Here is a 16,437-nt window from a genome sequence, read left to right as displayed (position 1 = left end):
GAAGGTTTTTAATGCAACTTGTAAATAAAGATAGCATTGCAATTCAATTTTCATGTCTTGCCATGGCAATAATTACATTAATACCCTTTGGAAGGGGGAACCTATCTGGATTAGAAGTCGCATTTCCTTTTTCTTTGCTATCACTGTTTTTTTTCTTGTTGACTAAAAAGAAAAAAAATGGACTTTCTTTGTATATTATATTGTTTATCTCTCTTTGGTTTGTGTGGGTGTTGTTAGGCCTTACGTATAGTTATCTTTATTATCCAGGCTCGATAGATCATATGCCTTCTTATTTAAGATACCTACGAATGTTGGAAATGTATGTTCCTGGTGTGCTTATATTAGCTTTCAGCCGTGGGATTACGGAAAGCCAGCAGAAAAGAGTTGCGTATTTTTTTATTGCTCTTTTTGTATTAGTGACACTTGAAGCTTGTTTGGGATTTTTTTTGCAAAGTGAGGCATTGACAGCGACACAAATGTATAAATACCCTGGGATGGGTTATGTATTTAGAGCTGGTGGTGTTGCAAAGGATTCCAGTGCTTATAGTAATCTTGTACTTCTTTTGGGACTAACGGCATTTATTGAGCTTAAAAAATCTGGGAAAAACGTTCTAATTTTCACAGGTATTTTACTTTGTTTTCTAATTAACATTTATCTATCAATGTCCAGAAGTCTCATCGTTGCTGTATTTGTTTATTTTGTTATAACATTAGGAATGGAGCGCAAGATAAAACCCGTAACATTAATTTTTATATCTGCTTTTATTATTTCAATTTTTATTTTTGGTATGAATAATGAATATCTGACATCTTTCTGGGGAAGGCTTTCTGGCGCTAATCAGGAAGATATCAGTTCTGGAAGATTCACAACCTGGGCACTGCTGTTAGGGCTGGTGGGTGATAATCCGCTACTGGGTGTGGGTTATCGTTTATCGACAGAAAAGTATGGCCTAATACCCGATAATATGTTCCTTTCACTTTCAGTGGAAACAGGTGTTGTTGGTTTATTCCTCTATCTTTCTTTCCTACTTTCAATGTGTGCATTTGTTTATAAAAATAATAAAGAGAAATTCCCATTGATTATTGCGTACATAATATCTGGCATATTCATTGATATATCAACATTTTGGGTAAGTGTGCCACTGTTTTTATTCACAATGAGTTTATACAACAGAAAGTCATTCATAAGTCATAATGAAGGTGATTAATGATGAATCAAGATGAGTATCTGGAAGAATGCATAAACTCTGAAAGGCGATTGTTTTTGAAAAACTCAGCAATCGGACTTTTTGGAACCTACTTTTTTGTTAATAATGCCTACGGCACATTGAAAAAAGCTGCACAAGAGCATTCATTAAACGTCATGGATTTTGGTGCCCGCGGTGATGGTATTAACGATGATGCCTCAGCATTTCAGAATGCTTGCGACTATTCGTTAAAAATAGGTGGCGCAAAAATATATATCCCTGATCCTGTTAAATATTACAAATTATCTTTCCCCGTATATTTATCTGATAACACAGAGGTTTTTGGTGAAGGTAAAACTACACGAATAGTGTTTGAAGATCCTTTATTTATTAAAGGGCGTGGGGGGTTTGTTATAGGCTCGAGCCAGGAAGCAAACAAAAATTTTGCTAATGAATGGTATAAGAATAAGAAAAATCCCACTACCATTAACTTGGGTTTTAAAAATCCATCCCAGAGAGAGTATCTCCGTGATAATCCTCATTTTTTACAAGCAGAAAACTCATTGATTCATGATGTTTTTTTAGAGGCTAAATTTACAAATAAAAATGCAAGAGGATGGGGGGGGTATGGGATTAATTTCGTTAATGCACGTGATTGCCATGCTTATAATATTTGGGGAAGTGGGTGGACGCAATTAATAGGTATGGGGTCTGATGTACCTCCTGAAACCCCATCAAATCATAACTGCTCAGCACGAAACTTATATGTAATTAGTCCGGATCTGGAAAGAACTTATTATTCCATTGGATTTATTGCAAACTCAACAAACTGTCTAATCGAAAATGCCGTTCAATATAATCCAATGACTCCGGGCAGTATGAATGGTAGTGGTATCGCAACAAACCTTTGTGAAGACTGCACGATAAAGAATATTCGTATTCCGAATCTTGGCAGAACAGTAACATCAGAGGGTATCCTTATTAATAACTCATCTGGTTGTCTGGTCGAGGATATATATATTGGAAATGCAAAAACGGCAGTGTCTGTTTTCTTTAGTTTGCCTGAAACATTAAATGATAAAAAAAATAATATATTTAACAACATAGAAGGAGTTAACTGTGATGTTGTGATGGCAGTTTATTCTAAATTTAATGTTATTAAATCAATATCAGGCGTTAATAGTAAGTTTATAATTCTTTTGAAAAATAGTAATGCGACCAATAATTTTATTTATTCACCATCTAATGATGTCGCGGTTTCTACAAAGCTTCGTCATAGAATCCTTTTAGATGAAAAATTTATTTCTTCACAGTTGAGATAGTAAGTTTAATTATAATCCTCACGTTGGTAAATTAGATGTCTAAATATATGAAAGATAGAAATCAATTGCTTGATGTTTTTAGGGTTTTATTGATTTTAATGGTTGTAGCAATACACGTAGATGTTTTCCCTAATGACCCTGCGTTAAGTTTTTATACTGTAGATGGTTTTTTTAGAATTGCAGTTCCTATTTTTTTTATTATTAATGGTTATTATTTCCAAACTAATGTTACAGATTTAAATCTATACAAACGCTGGTTAGTAAGAGTGCTGATATTATTTGTCTCCTGGCAGGTTATCTACCTCCCAATGTACATTCCTTACGATGGGTTAAATGCTAGACACCTGGCTGTTTTTATTTCAGAAATAATTTTTGGTTATCATCACCTTTGGTATATTTCTGCAATGGCAATAGGAGGTATAGGATTATATTACTTCAAGGATATTAAATATGGGCTGCATCTGTCTGTTGGATTGTTTATTTTAGGTCTACTGTTGCAATACTCACGAGTTTTTATAAATATTGATAGCACTTATTATAAAATCCTTTCTCAGTACTGGATCTTTAGAAATGGTTTATTTTTCGGTTTTCCAATGATGTACATTGGCTCATTCATTGCTAAGAATAGTTTAATCCAAAAGAGTAGTGTTAAAATTAGTTTGTTAGCACTGGTGGTTGGATTAGTATTTTTAGTGGCTGAACTTACGTTTTCTTATAAAACTATTTTTAACAAAAATACTTATCATATTGATTTTATACTTTCACTACTTGTTGTTTGTCCGGTTTTATTTGTGTTGCTCATGAAAAATCATGAGTGTTACTTTAAGGGTTTTAATACCAAGAAATTAGCTTTACTCAGTGGGGCTATGTATTTTGTCCATCCTTATATTATTTTCCTGATCAATCTTAGTTCAAGATTTACTATTCCTCAAATATATATGATTACAGTCGGTTTAACTTTAGTGACATCGCTCTTTCTTCTTAAGTATAGAAAAAAATTGCATTTTCTATTTTAGATAATAATTTTTAGAAAATACATTTAGTTCTCCATATTAAATATATCAATCAGGTGAGGGTAATCATGATCCTTCCAGTAATCATGGCTGGCGGCACCGGTAGCCGTTTGTGGCCAATGTCTCGTGAGCTTTATCCAAAACAATTTCTTCGTCTGCATGGCGATAATTCCATGTTGCAGGAAACGGTCACCCGTTTAAAAGGGCTGGACGTTTCTGCACCGCTGGTAATTTGTAATGAAGAGCATCGTTTTCTTGTTGCCGAACAATTACGACAAATAGACCAGCTCTCCGGCAATATTATTCTTGAGCCTGTCGGGCGCAATACGGCGCCTGCTATTACGCTGGCTGCGCTCAGTGCCATCGACAACGGTTCTGATCCGTTACTGTTGGTGCTTGCTGCCGACCATGTTATCGAGTCTCCGGATGCCTTCCATCAGGCCGTGCAGAATGCTATTCCGTTCGCTGAGCAGGGGAAACTGGTCACGTTCGGTATCGTGCCAACAGGCCCTGAAACCGGTTACGGTTATATCCAGAGGGGAACAGAATTCAGCAGTGATGCCGATCCTGTTTTTCGGGTACAGCGTTTTGTCGAGAAACCGAATCTTGAGGTCGCATTGCAATATCTGGAAAGCGGCGAGTATTACTGGAACAGCGGTATGTTTTTGTTCCGCGCCAGACGTTTTCTTGAAGAGATTGCGAAATTCAGGCCGGACATACTCGAAGCCTGTCAGAAAGCGATTGAGACTTCGCATACTGATGAGCAGCAAGATTTTATCCGTGTAGATAAAGCGGCATTTATTTCCTGTCCGGATGAATCTGTTGATTATGCCGTAATGGAAAAAACCACGGATGCGATTGTTGTTCCGTTAGATGCGGGCTGGAATGATGTGGGTTCCTGGTCGGCGCTTTGGGAAGTGAATGATAAAAACGCTGAAGGGAATGCCATCAGTGGCGATGTATTTACCCATAATGCGAACAATTGTTATATCAACACCGATGAGAAATTGGTGGCCGCCATTGGTGTGGATAATCTGGTCATCGTAAATACAAAAGATGCCGTTTTAGTGATTGATAAAAACCAGGTGCAGGACGTTAAAAAAGTCGTCGAATATTTAAAAGATAATAAACGACGGGAATATCGTTTGCACCGCGAATCCTATCGCCCGTGGGGCCGTAACGATAATGTTGTGACTGCACCCCGTTATCATGTGAACCGCATCACCGTTAAACCGGGCGGACAGTTCTCATTACAAATGCACCATCACCGCGCGGAGCACTGGGTCATTCTGTCGGGCACCGCCAGAGTTATTCTCGAAGATAAAAATTATCTGCTCAGTGAAAATGAATCAACGTTTATCCCTATTGGGGCTCAGCATATGTTAGAGAACCCGGGAAAAATTCCTCTGGAACTTCTGGAAATTCAGTCGGGATCCTATCTGGAAGATGACGATATTATCCGTATAAAAGATCACTATGGTCGCTGTTAATTTGGGGATGAAATATGTCAGGTACATTAACTTGCTTTAAAGCTTACGATATCCGCGGTGAACTGGGCGTTGAACTTAACGAAGATATTGCTTACCGGATTGGTCGGGCTTACGGTGAATATTTAAAACCTAATAAAATGGTATTGGGAGGCGATGTCCGCTTAACCAGCGAAGCATTAAAACTTGCGCTGGCGAGAGGTTTGCAGGATGCGGGAACGGACGTTGTTGATATCGGCGTGACGGGTACAGAAGAAATCTATTTTGCGACGTCTTATCTGGCACTGGATGGCGGAATAGAAGTGACGGCCAGCCATAATCCGATGAACTATAACGGCATGAAATTAGTTCGTGAAGAATCTAAACCTATAAGCGGTGATACCGGGCTTGTGGAAATACAACGTCTGGCAGAAGAGAACAATTTTTCACCTGCCGATCCTGCTCAGCGTGGAACCTACGAAAAAGCGTCGGTACTCGATGCGTATATCGATAAATTACTCAGTTATGTCGATTTAAAGAATTTTATCCGTCCGCTGAAACTGGTCATCAACTCGGGTAATGGCGCTGCGGGCCATGTTATTGATGCAATCGAAGCGCGCTTCAAACAGGCCGGTGCGCCGGTTGAATTTATCAAAGTACATCACCAGCCAGACGGCACATTCCCTAACGGTATTCCTAACCCGTTATTGCCGGAGTGCCGTCAGGACACGACGGATGCCATCATTAAGCACAAAGCAGATATGGGGATCGCTTTTGACGGTGATTTTGACAGATGTTTTCTCTTTGATGATGCCGGTAATTTTATCGAAGGGTATTATATCGTCGGTCTGCTTGCCGATGCCTTCCTCGAAAAATATCCCAACTCAAGAATTATCCATGACCCGCGTCTGAGCTGGAATACCATTGATATTGTCACCGGTGCGGGCGGCGTGCCTGTTATGTCGAAAACCGGCCATGCTTTTATTAAAGAACGTATGCGCCAGGAAGATGCAGTTTACGGTGGTGAGATGAGCGCCCATCATTACTTCCGCGATTTTTATTATTGCGACAGCGGGATGATTCCGTGGCTGCTGGTGGCGGAACTATTGCATGTAAAAGGCAAGTCCCTGCGCCAACTGATTAATGACCGCATTATTGCCTATCCGGCTTCAGGTGAAATAAACAGTTTCCTGCATCAGCCGAAAGAATCTATTGCGCGCGTGCTGGCGGTTTATGAAGGTGAAGCCATTAATGTCGATCATACGGACGGTATCAGCCTTGAGTTTGATGAATGGCGGTTTAATCTTCGCAGCTCAAATACGGAACCGGTTGTGCGTCTGAATGTGGAATCCAGGGCTAATTCAAAACTGATGCAGGAACAGACGAGGAGGATTCTTTCTATTCTCCGCAGTATGTAATTATCTGTAAAATATTTTCTGGTGAGTAATACAGCTCACTATCTAATTCGTATTACTCACTTTTAATTTCCGAAATGTTTCGCGTTTACTCTTATTTGTATTTTTTTTATCATCATACCAAAATAATAATTTATGAGGTTTTAATGATGTCACATGAAGTGAGTGTTGGGATTGTCGCTGACTGGTTGGTGACTTTTGCCGGGGCAGAAAAAGTTATTGCAGAATTTATAAAACTTTATCCTGAATCCGAGCTTTATTCGGTTGTTGATTTTCTCTCTGATGAATCCAGAAAACAATTTTACGGTAAAGATGTTAAGACATCATTTATTCAACGGCTTCCGTATGCAAAAACAAAGTATCAGCAATATTTGCCCCTGATGCCGTTAGCCATCGAGCAGCTGGATGTCACAAAGCACAATATTATTCTTTCCAGCAGCCATGCCGTAGCAAAAGGGGTACTCACCGGGCCCGACCAGCTGCATATCAGTTATGTCCATTCTCCGATACGTTATGCCTGGGATTTTCAGCATCAGTATCTCAGGGAAGCTGGTTTAGATAAAGGCCTTAAGGGTAAATTAGCACGATGGTTCTTGCACAAAATACGCATCTGGGATTGCCGTACCGCCAACGGCGTAGACCATTTCATTGCTAATTCACATTTCATCGCGCGGAGAATTAAAAAAGTCTACGGGCGTGATGCAGATGTTATTTATCCGCCGGTGAGCGTGGACCGTTTTACGTTGCAGGAAAATAAAGACGACTTCTATTTTACCGCGTCCCGTATGGTGCCCTACAAGCGCATCGATATTATTGTGGAAGCGTTCAGCCAGATGCCGGACAAAAAGCTGGTAGTCATTGGTGACGGGTCTGAGATGACCAAAATAAAAGCGAAAGCGGGCAAGAATATTGAGATTTTAGGGTATCAACCGGACGAGGTCATGCAGGATCATATGCGTCGTGCGAAGGCGTTCGTCTTTGCTGCCGAAGAAGATTTTGGTATCACGCCGGTTGAAGCGCAGGCCTGCGGAACACCGGTCATTGCTTTTGGCAAAGGCGGCGTACTGGAGTCCATCCGGCCTTATGGTGAAGTAAATCCGACCGGTATTTTCTTTGCAGAGCAGACGGCAGATTCACTCCTGCGCGCTGTTTTGCACTTCGAGACCCTTCAGGGATCTTTCCTGCCGGTGAATTGCCGCAACAATGCATTGCGGTTCTCTGAAGAACGTTTTCACAGTGAACTGGATGACTATATTAAAACAAAGTGGCAAGCGTTTAATGAAAGTAAGAAAGTCATATATTAATTCTTTACGGTTCACTTATGCCATTTGTTAAATCGTTTCTGCATCTTAATTCTGGTTCACTCTCTGCCTTCCGGTGAATAACCTTACGATTATAATCGGGCATCATTCATGATGTGTTTATTAAATTGTAATCAAAGGATCTTATATGTCTAAAGTCGCACTGATTACCCATATAACCGGGCAGGATGGTTCTTATCTTGCCGAGCTTTTATTAAAGAAAGGTTATACTGTTCACGGGATTGGCGGGAATGTCGTTCCGCATAATACCGGTAATGCGGGCAGTAATTTCCACGATAAATCCTCTGATCTTCATATTTATACTTATGCTGATATCAGCACGGGAACGGCTCGCGATTTGCTCGCTATTATCCGACCGGACGAAGTTTATAATCTGGGAGTAGCAGGTCAGTTGTCTGAAAATTCTGACTCCGCAGATGATCTGTTTTCCACGGGGGAATTCAGTGCGCTGAAGGTACTGGAGGCTATCCGTATTCTCGGGCTGGAAACGAAAACGCGTTATTATCATGCGTCGCCTTCGGCGTTATGCGGTCTGGTGAATGGCATCGCGATTAATGAAATGGTGAGCCTGAATATTTATCCCTCCTGGTATGCCACGGGTATTTCTGATTTCTGGACCATTGTGAATTATCGCGAAACGTTCGGGTTATATGCATGCAGCGGCATTCTTTTTAATCATGAGTCACCACGCCGCAGCGAGAACTTCGTCACGCGCAAAATTACCCGCAGCCTGGCCAATATTACGCAGGGGCTGGAGAAGTGTCTGCATCTGGGGAATCTGAATGCGCTGCGTGACTGGGGCCATGCCCGGGATTACGTCAAAATGCAGTGGCTGATGTTGCAACAGGATAATCCCGAGGATTTTGTGGTGGCTACCGGTGTGCAGTATACCGTCCGCCAGTTTGTGACGTTTGCGGCGCTGGAGCTCGGGATTAAGCTGCGCTTTGTAGGCAAGGGCGTGGAAGAGAAGGGGATTATTACCGCGATCATCAGCCCGGTTGCGGCGGCCCTGAAAGTCGGGGACGTGATTGTCGCCGTAGACCCGCGTTATATCCGGCCTGCCGAAGCCTGTAAGGTCAATGTCAATCCGACCAAAGCCCGCCGTAAACTCGGCTGGGCACCGGAAACATCTTTGCAGGATATGGTGATTGAGATGGTGCAGGCGGACCTTGCTTGTGCGAAGAAAGCTGCACGGCTGAAATTGTACGGATAACGCCAGCCGCTGTTTCTGAGATGTATAAAAAGCCGGAGAATGCGCTGACATTCTCCGGCTTTTTTTTGCCTGATTTTTACCGTCCGTAGCCCAACCAGAGTGCCAGTAAAACGGCAGCGATATTGGCAGCGATACTGAGCATAAATCTCGTTCTGAAAGGTTGCTTCTGCGTTTTATGCCGGAAAAGTTGCTGACCCGCCAGTGCGCCAGCCCAGCCACCGAGCAGTCCGAACAGCAGTAATGTGTTTTCCGGTATCCTTCGCCAGCCTTTGTGGGCGGCTAGCTTGTCGGCACCGTAAATCAGTAATGTCAGCAGGTTGATCAGTAATAAGCCCACCCGGACAGGATAAGGAGAGATGAGACTGACGCCGACCGTGAACATCAGCAGGACATAACAGACCGCGTTCATTGAGATATCACCGGAAATTGAAGGAAGACCCGTGTAACTATAAAGAAAAGTAAGGACAGAAAGGACAGAAAAACAGAAAGGACAGAAAGGACAGAAAGCAAAAAACCAGCCGTTAAGCTGGTTTCTTTAAAGATGGTGCCCGGACTCGGACAATGCTGCGAAGCAGCTTTGAACAGCGCTTGCGCTGGCCCCGAAGGGGTGAGTCTCAGTATGAGACGAATAATCGAACGGAGTTCGATGGAGAGTCCGTAGCTCAGAAAGCAAAAAACCAGCCGTTAAGCTGGTTTCTTTAAAGATGGTGCCCGGACTCGGAATCGAACCAAGGACACAGGGATTTTCAATCCCTTGCTCTACCGACTGAGCTATCCGGGCAACGGGGCGCATTAAACCGTATTGGGCATGTGTCGTCAACGGCTTTTTGTAACAACGGTGGCGTTCGTCACCCGACTGATGCTTTTTACCGCATTTTGGCGATTTAACTTACGATACCGGGAAAGTGTCTGTCAAAACAGGGTGGGATGGGCGGATTTTCGCGTTTTGTGATGTCGCATTCTGCAAGAATTTCCCGCAATGTTCAGGGTTGAACAGGGGAATAAAAGATGCCATTATTGCGCCGATTTATTAAACAACTCTGATCCCGTTTTCACGCGACAGCTCAAGAGGGTTGCGGCATGGCTGGTTTATCACATCGCGCTTTTCGTAAGTGCAGAAAAAATCTGATGATGATCTCCGGGTGCTGTAATCACCACGATTCCAGTTTTCCTCCTTTTGCAGATCCTTTCATGCGGTAAGGCTACCGTTTGCCTGCTGTTAGATATTAGTAAAAACAGAGCGCACCTCTGATTTTACTGTTGTCTATCAGACGTGGCCTGGCCTGAACGTCGATCTGTCACCACTTTGCCCCTCGGGCATCGTTTCATCGCACTCGACCTCGCGCTCAAGCCAACGTCATTTGCCGGGCTGGACTCTGCGCATTATACCTTTAAGACGTAAGAACCAGCTCATTGCCGTGCCCTGTGGCACACCCTCTTACTTAACCGTTTGAGAGTCTGAATGAAACACTTAAAACTTGCAGCAAGCGCTTCTGTCGCCCCTTATCTCCAGACGTCCCGCCTGGTCGTCGATCTGCGTCGTGCCGATTATGCCGACGTGGCGGCCATCATTATTTCTGTCGGGGATCTGAATCACGGCAGGCTGGCGGAGATAGAAACGCTGGGATTCGGGATCCCCGCGTTTGTTGCAGTGCAGGGAACGGAGCAGATTGCGCCGGAGTTTTTACCGTCGCTGAAAGGCGTGATTACGCTGTCCGATGCCAATCAGGCGTTCTATGCGGCGCAGATTGAATCGGCTGCGCAGGGCTATGAAGAAGCTTTGTTCCCGCCGTTTTTCGACACACTGAAAAAGTATGTCGAGATGGAGAACGCGACCTTTGCCTGTCCGGGGCATCAGGGCGGTGAGTTTTTCCGTCGCCATCCGGCAGGGCGTCAGTTCTATGATTTTTACGGCCCGAACATTTTCCGTTCCGACATGTGCAACGCCGACGTCAAACTGGGCGATTTACTGATCCACGAAGGCTCGGCGAAAGATGCGCAAAAGTATGCGGCGAAAGTCTTCAGCGCGGATAAAACCTATTTTGTGCTCAACGGGACTTCTGCCGCGAACAAAGTCGTGACCAACGCGCTGCTGACGCGCGACGATCTGGTGCTGTTCGACCGTAACAACCATAAATCCAACCACCACGGCGCACTGCTTCAGGCGGGCGCGACGCCGGTGTATCTCGAAACCGCACGCAATCCGTTTGGTTTTATCGGCGGCATCGACGCGGCCTGTTTCGATGAAACTTATCTGCGCAAACAAATCAAAGAAGTGGCGCCGCAACGTGCTGGAGAAAAACGTCCGTTCCGCCTGGCGATTATCCAGCTCGGCACGTATGACGGCACCGTGTATAACGCGCGTCAGGTGGTCGATAAAATCGGGCATCTGTGCGACTACATTCTGTTTGATTCTGCATGGGTCGGTTATGAGCAATTCATCCCGATGATGAAAGAGTGCTCACCGCTGTTGCTGGAGCTCAACGAAAACGATCCGGGCATTATCGTCACGCAGTCCGTGCATAAGCAGCAGGCCGGGTTCTCGCAGACGTCGCAGATCCATAAAAAAGACAATCATATCAAAGGCCAGAAGCGTCATTGCAGCCATAAGAAGCTGAATAACGCATTCATGATGCACGCTTCAACCAGCCCGTTTTATCCGCTTTTTGCCGCGCTTGATGTCAACGCGCGTATTCATGCCGGTGGCAGCGGTAAACATATGTGGATGGAGTGCGTGAAGCTGGGTATCGAAACCCGCAAAATGCTGCTCGATCAGTGTTCGATGATTCTGCCGTTTGTTCCGCCGGTGGTCGGTGGAAAGCGCTGGCAGGATCATGAAACCGCTGAAATGGCGAACGATGTGCGTTTCTTCGATTTTGTGCCGGGCGAGCGCTGGCATGCCTTCTCGGGTTACGCGGAAAAACAGTATTTTGTTGATCCTTGCAAGCTGCTGCTGACCACGCCAGGCATTGATGCGTCCAGCGGGAAATATACCGAGTTTGGTATTCCCGCGACTATTTTGGCGAACTACCTGCGTGAGAACGGCATCGTGCCGGAGAAATGCGATCTCAACTCGATCCTTTTCCTGCTGACGCCAGCCGAAACGCCGGCCAAAATGCAGCTGCTGGTGGAAGAGCTGGTTCGCTTCGAGCAGTACATCGAAGAAGACGCGCCGCTGAGCGAAGTGTTGCCGACCGTTTACCGTAAAAACGAAGACAGATACCGCAACTACACCATCCGCCAGTTGTGCCAGGAAATGCATAACCTGTACGTCAGTTTTGATGTGAAAGAGCTGCAAAAAGAGATGTTCCGCGAGAAGAGTTTCCCGAAAGCGGTGATGAACGCGCAGGACGCTCATAACGAGTTTATCCGCGACAACATTGAACTGGTGCCTGTCGGCGAAGCCGAAGGCCGTATCGCGGCGGAAGGTGCGTTGCCGTATCCGCCGGGCGTTCTGTGTGTCGTGCCGGGCGAGCTGTGGGGCGGCGCTGTGCAGCGTTACTTCATGGCGCTGGAAGAGGGGATTAATCTGCTGCCGGGCTTCTCGCCTGAACTTCAGGGCGTTTATATCGAGAAAAAACCGGTCGGCTGGAAGCGTATTATGGGCTACGTCGTCGCGGAGTAATCCGCACACGCTCACGCAGAAATGAAAACGGAGGCCAGCTGGCCTCCGTTTTTTTTGTACCGGAATCACATCAGTCTACACGGCGATAGCTGCGCTGCGTGTTGTTCACTTTGTACAGATAGCGGCGCGATTCTGCTGACGGATGTTTGGTGGTCAGCGTGGTATAGACATCGCCCGGCGCCATGTTGTTGATGATGTTGAACGCCTGCGTTTTGTTCTGTGAGAACACGCGCAGCACGCTACCTGCACCGCCATTGTAGGCCGTGATCACGGCGTAACGGCGTGACGTCGGGTTACTGATGTTCCCCAGATACGTCGTTTGCAGCATCGCCAGATACGCGGTGCCGGTGTTGATATTGTTCTGCGGATCGAACAGATAGCTTCGGCTCGGTTTGCCCCACTTGCCTTCGGATTTAAAGACGTCAACCCCGGCGGAATGCTGCACAACCTGCATCAGGCCCAGCGCATCGGCGTTACTGACCGCATACGGGTTAAAGGCGGATTCGGTTTGCATGATCGCCAGGATCAGCGACTGATCGACGCCGTATTTGGCGGAGGCTTCGCGGATCATCGGCAGATATTTATGCGCACGCTGATTCAGGTGGTTTGGCACCATCTGGATCGTGACGGAATAAATGATATGCATGCCGGACTGGCGGCGCATCAGTTTGTTTTGCACCAGATAATCGGCAAAGCTGTTGGCACGGCCGACCCAGCGGATAGGCTGCCCGGTGTTGTCGAGAACCTGCCCGTAAAGCATCGGCTCACGGCTGATCTGGATATCGTTGGCGTCGGAATAGAGGTCAACATTGCCCGGATCATCGCCCACCAGTAAGGTGCTGACGATCGCCTGACGCAGGCTCGCGGCCGGATCGGTGCCGGAAATGGTTTCAATCGTGATGGTACCCGCATCAAAGTTGATGTGGCTGCGGGTGTAATACTGATCGCTATACTTTACGTAGTCTTTCGGACCCGCAATCAGGACTTCATTCATACCCCAGATATTTTCGATGTTATGAGCGAACTGCCCCATCAAAATATCGAATCCGTTGGTGTCTTTTACGAAAGCTTCGTCGAACTGGTTTTTTTTACTGCCGGAGCAGGAAATCAGCATCGGTGCGATAACCAGCAAAGCTAAAATTTTCTTCATCTGAAAACCATTTCTGGTGAAAGAAGCAGGCCGCGCACGAGCCTGCCTAAATTTCTGTTCCTGAACGTTATTTTGAAGGCGGGGTGTAGCCTTCAATATGAACATCCTGACCTTCAAACAGGAAATTAACCATTTCCTGTTCCAGCAATTTCCGGTCGTCCGGGTTCATCATGCTGAGTTTCTTTTCGTTGATCAGCATGGTTTGTTTGGTCATCCACTGAGACCAGGCTTCTTTCGAAATTTCGTTGAAAATACGTTTGCCGATCTCGCCCGGATAAAGCTGGAAGTCCTGTCCTTCGGCATCGCGTTTCAGAAAAGTACAAAAAATCGTTCTGCTCATGCTAATTCCTTATGATCATTCTGTTGGGACGGTTTTTTGCCATCGGCTTGTTTTGCCAGAGAGGTCAGCAAACGCTCGACCGGTGCGGCCAGCCCGACCTGTTGTGGTTGCGCTAAGTTATACCAGAGACCCGCACCTTCATCCATGCAACCCGCTGTCGTTCGCAGATTTAACCACATCGGGACGATATCCAGATGGAAATGGCTGAAAGTGTGGCGAAAAGCGGTCTGCTGCTGCAACTGATTTTGCGTAACACCGTATTTTTGAAGCCCCTGCGCCAGTTCTTCTTCTGTCGCAAATTGCGGGAAGCAGAATAAACCGCCCCACAGGCCCACCGGCGGCCGCTGCTCCAGCCAGACTTTTTCGTCCTGCTGAATCATCAGCATAAAGGCCGTTTTTTCCGGCAACGTCGTCTTGGGTTTTTTACCCGGATATTTTGCCCAGCTGTGATGTGCGTAGGCTTCGCAGCCGGATTTCACCGGGCAAAGTTCGCATTTTGGTTTGCTGCGGGTGCAGACCATCGCCCCTAAATCCATCATCGCCTGATTAAACTGCGCGACACCTTCAGCCGGTGTGACGTCTTCGCTTATTTTCCACAAACGATTTTCAGTTTTCTTCTCGCCCGGCCAGCCGTCAACGGCATAACACCGGGCCAGCACGCGCTTCACGTTACCGTCTAAAATGGGATAGTGCTGGTTTAGCGCCAGCGACAATACGGCGCCTGCGGTCGAACGACCAATGCCCGGCAACGCGAGAATTTCATCAAAAGTGGTCGGAAACACGCCATTGTGCTGAGTGGCAATAGTTTGCGCCGCTTTATGCAGGTTACGCGCCCGGGCGTAATAACCCAGACCGGTCCACAGATGCAGCACTTCATCGAGCGGGGCGGCGGCGAGATCGGACACCGTCGGGAAGCGTTCCATAAACCGTTCGAAATAAGGAATAACGGTTGCGACCTGCGTTTGCTGCAACATCACTTCAGAAAGCCAGACTTTATAAGGCGTTTTGGCGATTTGCCACGGCAGCGTTTTACGGCCATAGCGCTGATACCAGTCGAGCACCAGCGGCGAAAAAGTGGAGGCTTCCATCATGGGTGAATTACAGTCCGGCAGGGTTAAAAGACGGGGCTGATCACATCACAGTTCCCGTCTGGCTGTAAACCGGAACTTTCCGCACTGTATTGACGGATTTCCTGCCCGCAAGCCTTGCTAATCGGGAGTAAGTTTGGATAATGCGCCATTCTTAACAGTTAATGACCAAAATACAGCAGTGACCGAATACCGCGTCTTGCGTAACGGAGTGGAAACACCATGAAAAACGACGTCATTTCTCCGGAGTTCGATGAGAACGGTCGCGCGATGCGCCGTATCCGCAGCTTTGTCCGCCGTCAGGGCCGTCTGACCAAAGGTCAGCAATTTGCGCTGGACAACTTCTGGCCGGTGATGGGCGTGGAGTTTCAGACTGAAGCTCTGGATATTGATGCCTTATTTGGTCGCTCAGCACCGGTTGTGCTGGAAATCGGTTTTGGTATGGGCACGTCGCTTGTCACCATGGCGCAGCAGAATCCTGACCAGAACTTTATCGGGATCGAAGTGCATTCGCCGGGCGTCGGTGCCTGTCTGGCAACGGCGCACGAAGAGGGCGTCAGCAACCTGCGCGTGATGTGTCACGATGCGGTTGAAGTACTGGAAAAAATGATTCCGGATGGCTCGCTGGACATGGTACAGCTATTCTTTCCTGACCCGTGGCATAAAGCGCGTCATAATAAGCGCCGTATCGTGCAGCCTGAATTCGTTGAGAAACTGCGCAGGAAATTGAAAGTGGGTGGCGTATTCCATATGGCAACCGACTGGGAGCCGTATGCAGAACACATGCTTGAGGTGATGACCAGTCTCGAAAACTGGGCAAATCTGTCGCAGGAAAATAATTATGTACCGCGCCCCGAATCGCGCCCGGTAACTAAGTTCGAAATGCGTGGCCAGCGTTTAGGCCACGGCGTGTGGGATCTGATGTTTGAGAGGAAGCAATAATGGCTACAAATCGCAGTCGTCGTTTACGTAAGAAGTTACACATTGCCGAGTTCCAGGAACTGGGCTTCTCTGTAAAATGGCGTTTCCCGGAAGGTACCGCGGTAGAAACCATTGACGAATCACTGGATAAATTCATTGACGGTGTGATCGAGCCAAACAAACTGGCCTTCGACGGCAGCGGCTATCTGCAATGGGAAGGTCTGGTTTGCCGTCAGGATATCGGTCACTGCACTGATGAACAGCGCGCGCAGGTCAAAAAATGGTTAGAAGACCATAAAATGGAAGACGTTGAAGTTTCAGACCTGTTCGATATCTGGTGGGATTGATTCTGCCAGCAGTTGAACACTGAATCTT

14 protein-coding genes and 1 tRNA gene are annotated in these 16,437 nt (G+C 46.3%); 10 read left to right on the top strand and 5 right to left on the bottom strand.

Annotation, left to right across the window (positions count from 1 at the left end; genetic code table 11):
• Positions 1 to 11: 11 nt before the first annotated feature.
• The 7 genes from M2403_RS11890 (at position 12) to M2403_RS11860 (ending at position 8,938) form a co-directional block, all read left to right on the top strand.
• Positions 12 to 1,208: an O-antigen ligase gene (locus M2403_RS11890; RefSeq protein WP_259229264.1), complete on the top strand. Its 1,197-nt coding sequence runs from the start codon at positions 12 to 14 to the stop codon at positions 1,206 to 1,208.
• A complete protein-coding gene (locus tag M2403_RS11885) occupies positions 1,208 to 2,509 on the top strand; it encodes a glycosyl hydrolase family 28-related protein (RefSeq protein ID WP_259229262.1) in 1,302 nt (433 codons plus the stop codon). The genes M2403_RS11890 and M2403_RS11885 overlap by 1 nt, the downstream gene beginning before the upstream one ends.
• A gap of 35 nt (positions 2,510 to 2,544) precedes the next feature.
• Positions 2,545 to 3,525 carry an acyltransferase gene (locus M2403_RS11880; protein ID WP_259229261.1) on the top strand — a complete coding sequence of 327 codons (981 nt, stop codon included), beginning with the start codon at positions 2,545 to 2,547 and terminating at the stop codon, positions 3,523 to 3,525.
• A gap of 65 nt (positions 3,526 to 3,590) precedes the next feature.
• Entirely contained in the window at positions 3,591 to 5,012 is a 1,422-nt protein-coding gene (locus M2403_RS11875) for a mannose-1-phosphate guanylyltransferase/mannose-6-phosphate isomerase (RefSeq protein WP_259229260.1), read from the top strand.
• Positions 5,013 to 5,026: 14 nt separating this feature from the next.
• Positions 5,027 to 6,406: a phosphomannomutase CpsG gene (cpsG, locus tag M2403_RS11870; protein WP_259229258.1), complete on the top strand. Its 1,380-nt coding sequence runs from the start codon at positions 5,027 to 5,029 to the stop codon at positions 6,404 to 6,406.
• A gap of 146 nt (positions 6,407 to 6,552) precedes the next feature.
• The gene (locus M2403_RS11865) at positions 6,553 to 7,707 is read left to right on the top strand and encodes a glycosyltransferase family 4 protein (protein ID WP_152328021.1); all 1,155 of its coding nucleotides are present in this window, start codon (positions 6,553 to 6,555) and stop codon (positions 7,705 to 7,707) included.
• 145 nt (positions 7,708 to 7,852) lie between these two features.
• On the top strand, positions 7,853 to 8,938 hold the full coding sequence (locus tag M2403_RS11860; RefSeq protein ID WP_217152845.1) for a GDP-mannose 4,6-dehydratase: 1,086 nt from the start codon (positions 7,853 to 7,855) through the stop codon (positions 8,936 to 8,938).
• A gap of 76 nt (positions 8,939 to 9,014) precedes the next feature.
• Here the strand turns inward: M2403_RS11860 and M2403_RS11855 are convergent, their stop codons facing one another.
• Complete coding sequence (locus tag M2403_RS11855) at positions 9,015 to 9,353, bottom strand: DUF1294 domain-containing protein (RefSeq protein WP_208950348.1); 339 nt, start codon at positions 9,351 to 9,353, stop codon at positions 9,015 to 9,017.
• A 290-nt stretch (positions 9,354 to 9,643) separates the two neighbouring features.
• Positions 9,644 to 9,719, bottom strand: a tRNA-Phe gene (locus M2403_RS11850).
• A 681-nt stretch (positions 9,720 to 10,400) separates the two neighbouring features.
• On the opposite strand from M2403_RS11850, the gene speF reads away from it, so the two are divergent.
• The gene (speF, locus tag M2403_RS11845; protein ID WP_259229257.1) at positions 10,401 to 12,563 is read left to right on the top strand and encodes an ornithine decarboxylase SpeF; all 2,163 of its coding nucleotides are present in this window, start codon (positions 10,401 to 10,403) and stop codon (positions 12,561 to 12,563) included.
• Positions 12,564 to 12,633: 70 nt separating this feature from the next.
• Here the strand turns inward: speF and mltC are convergent, their stop codons facing one another.
• From mltC to mutY, 3 genes are all read right to left on the bottom strand, one after another.
• Positions 12,634 to 13,713, bottom strand: coding sequence for a membrane-bound lytic murein transglycosylase MltC (gene mltC, locus M2403_RS11840; RefSeq protein ID WP_152327729.1), 1,080 nt, complete (start codon positions 13,711 to 13,713; stop codon positions 12,634 to 12,636).
• Between the two features lie 67 nt (positions 13,714 to 13,780).
• On the bottom strand, positions 13,781 to 14,053 hold the full coding sequence (locus M2403_RS11835; RefSeq protein ID WP_101075311.1) for an oxidative damage protection protein: 273 nt from the start codon (positions 14,051 to 14,053) through the stop codon (positions 13,781 to 13,783).
• Positions 14,050 to 15,144: an A/G-specific adenine glycosylase gene (gene mutY / locus M2403_RS11830; protein ID WP_152327730.1), complete on the bottom strand. Its 1,095-nt coding sequence runs from the start codon at positions 15,142 to 15,144 to the stop codon at positions 14,050 to 14,052. The genes M2403_RS11835 and mutY overlap by 4 nt, the downstream gene beginning before the upstream one ends.
• Before the next feature lie 219 nt (positions 15,145 to 15,363).
• Here mutY and trmB point away from each other — a divergent pair, with 219 nt between their 5' ends.
• Both trmB and M2403_RS11820 read left to right on the top strand, forming a co-directional pair.
• The gene (trmB, locus tag M2403_RS11825; protein ID WP_152327731.1) at positions 15,364 to 16,083 is read left to right on the top strand and encodes a tRNA (guanosine(46)-N7)-methyltransferase TrmB; all 720 of its coding nucleotides are present in this window, start codon (positions 15,364 to 15,366) and stop codon (positions 16,081 to 16,083) included.
• Complete coding sequence (locus M2403_RS11820; protein ID WP_015698505.1) at positions 16,083 to 16,409, top strand: YggL family protein; 327 nt, start codon at positions 16,083 to 16,085, stop codon at positions 16,407 to 16,409. The genes trmB and M2403_RS11820 overlap by 1 nt, the downstream gene beginning before the upstream one ends.
• Positions 16,410 to 16,437 lie beyond the last annotated feature (28 nt).

Source organism: Rahnella sp. BIGb0603, assembly GCF_024808755.1.
GTDB lineage: Bacteria > Pseudomonadota > Gammaproteobacteria > Enterobacterales > Enterobacteriaceae > Rahnella > Rahnella contaminans.
The sequence above is the reverse complement of the archived record's forward strand: the minus strand, read 5'-3'. Positions and strand labels throughout refer to the sequence as shown.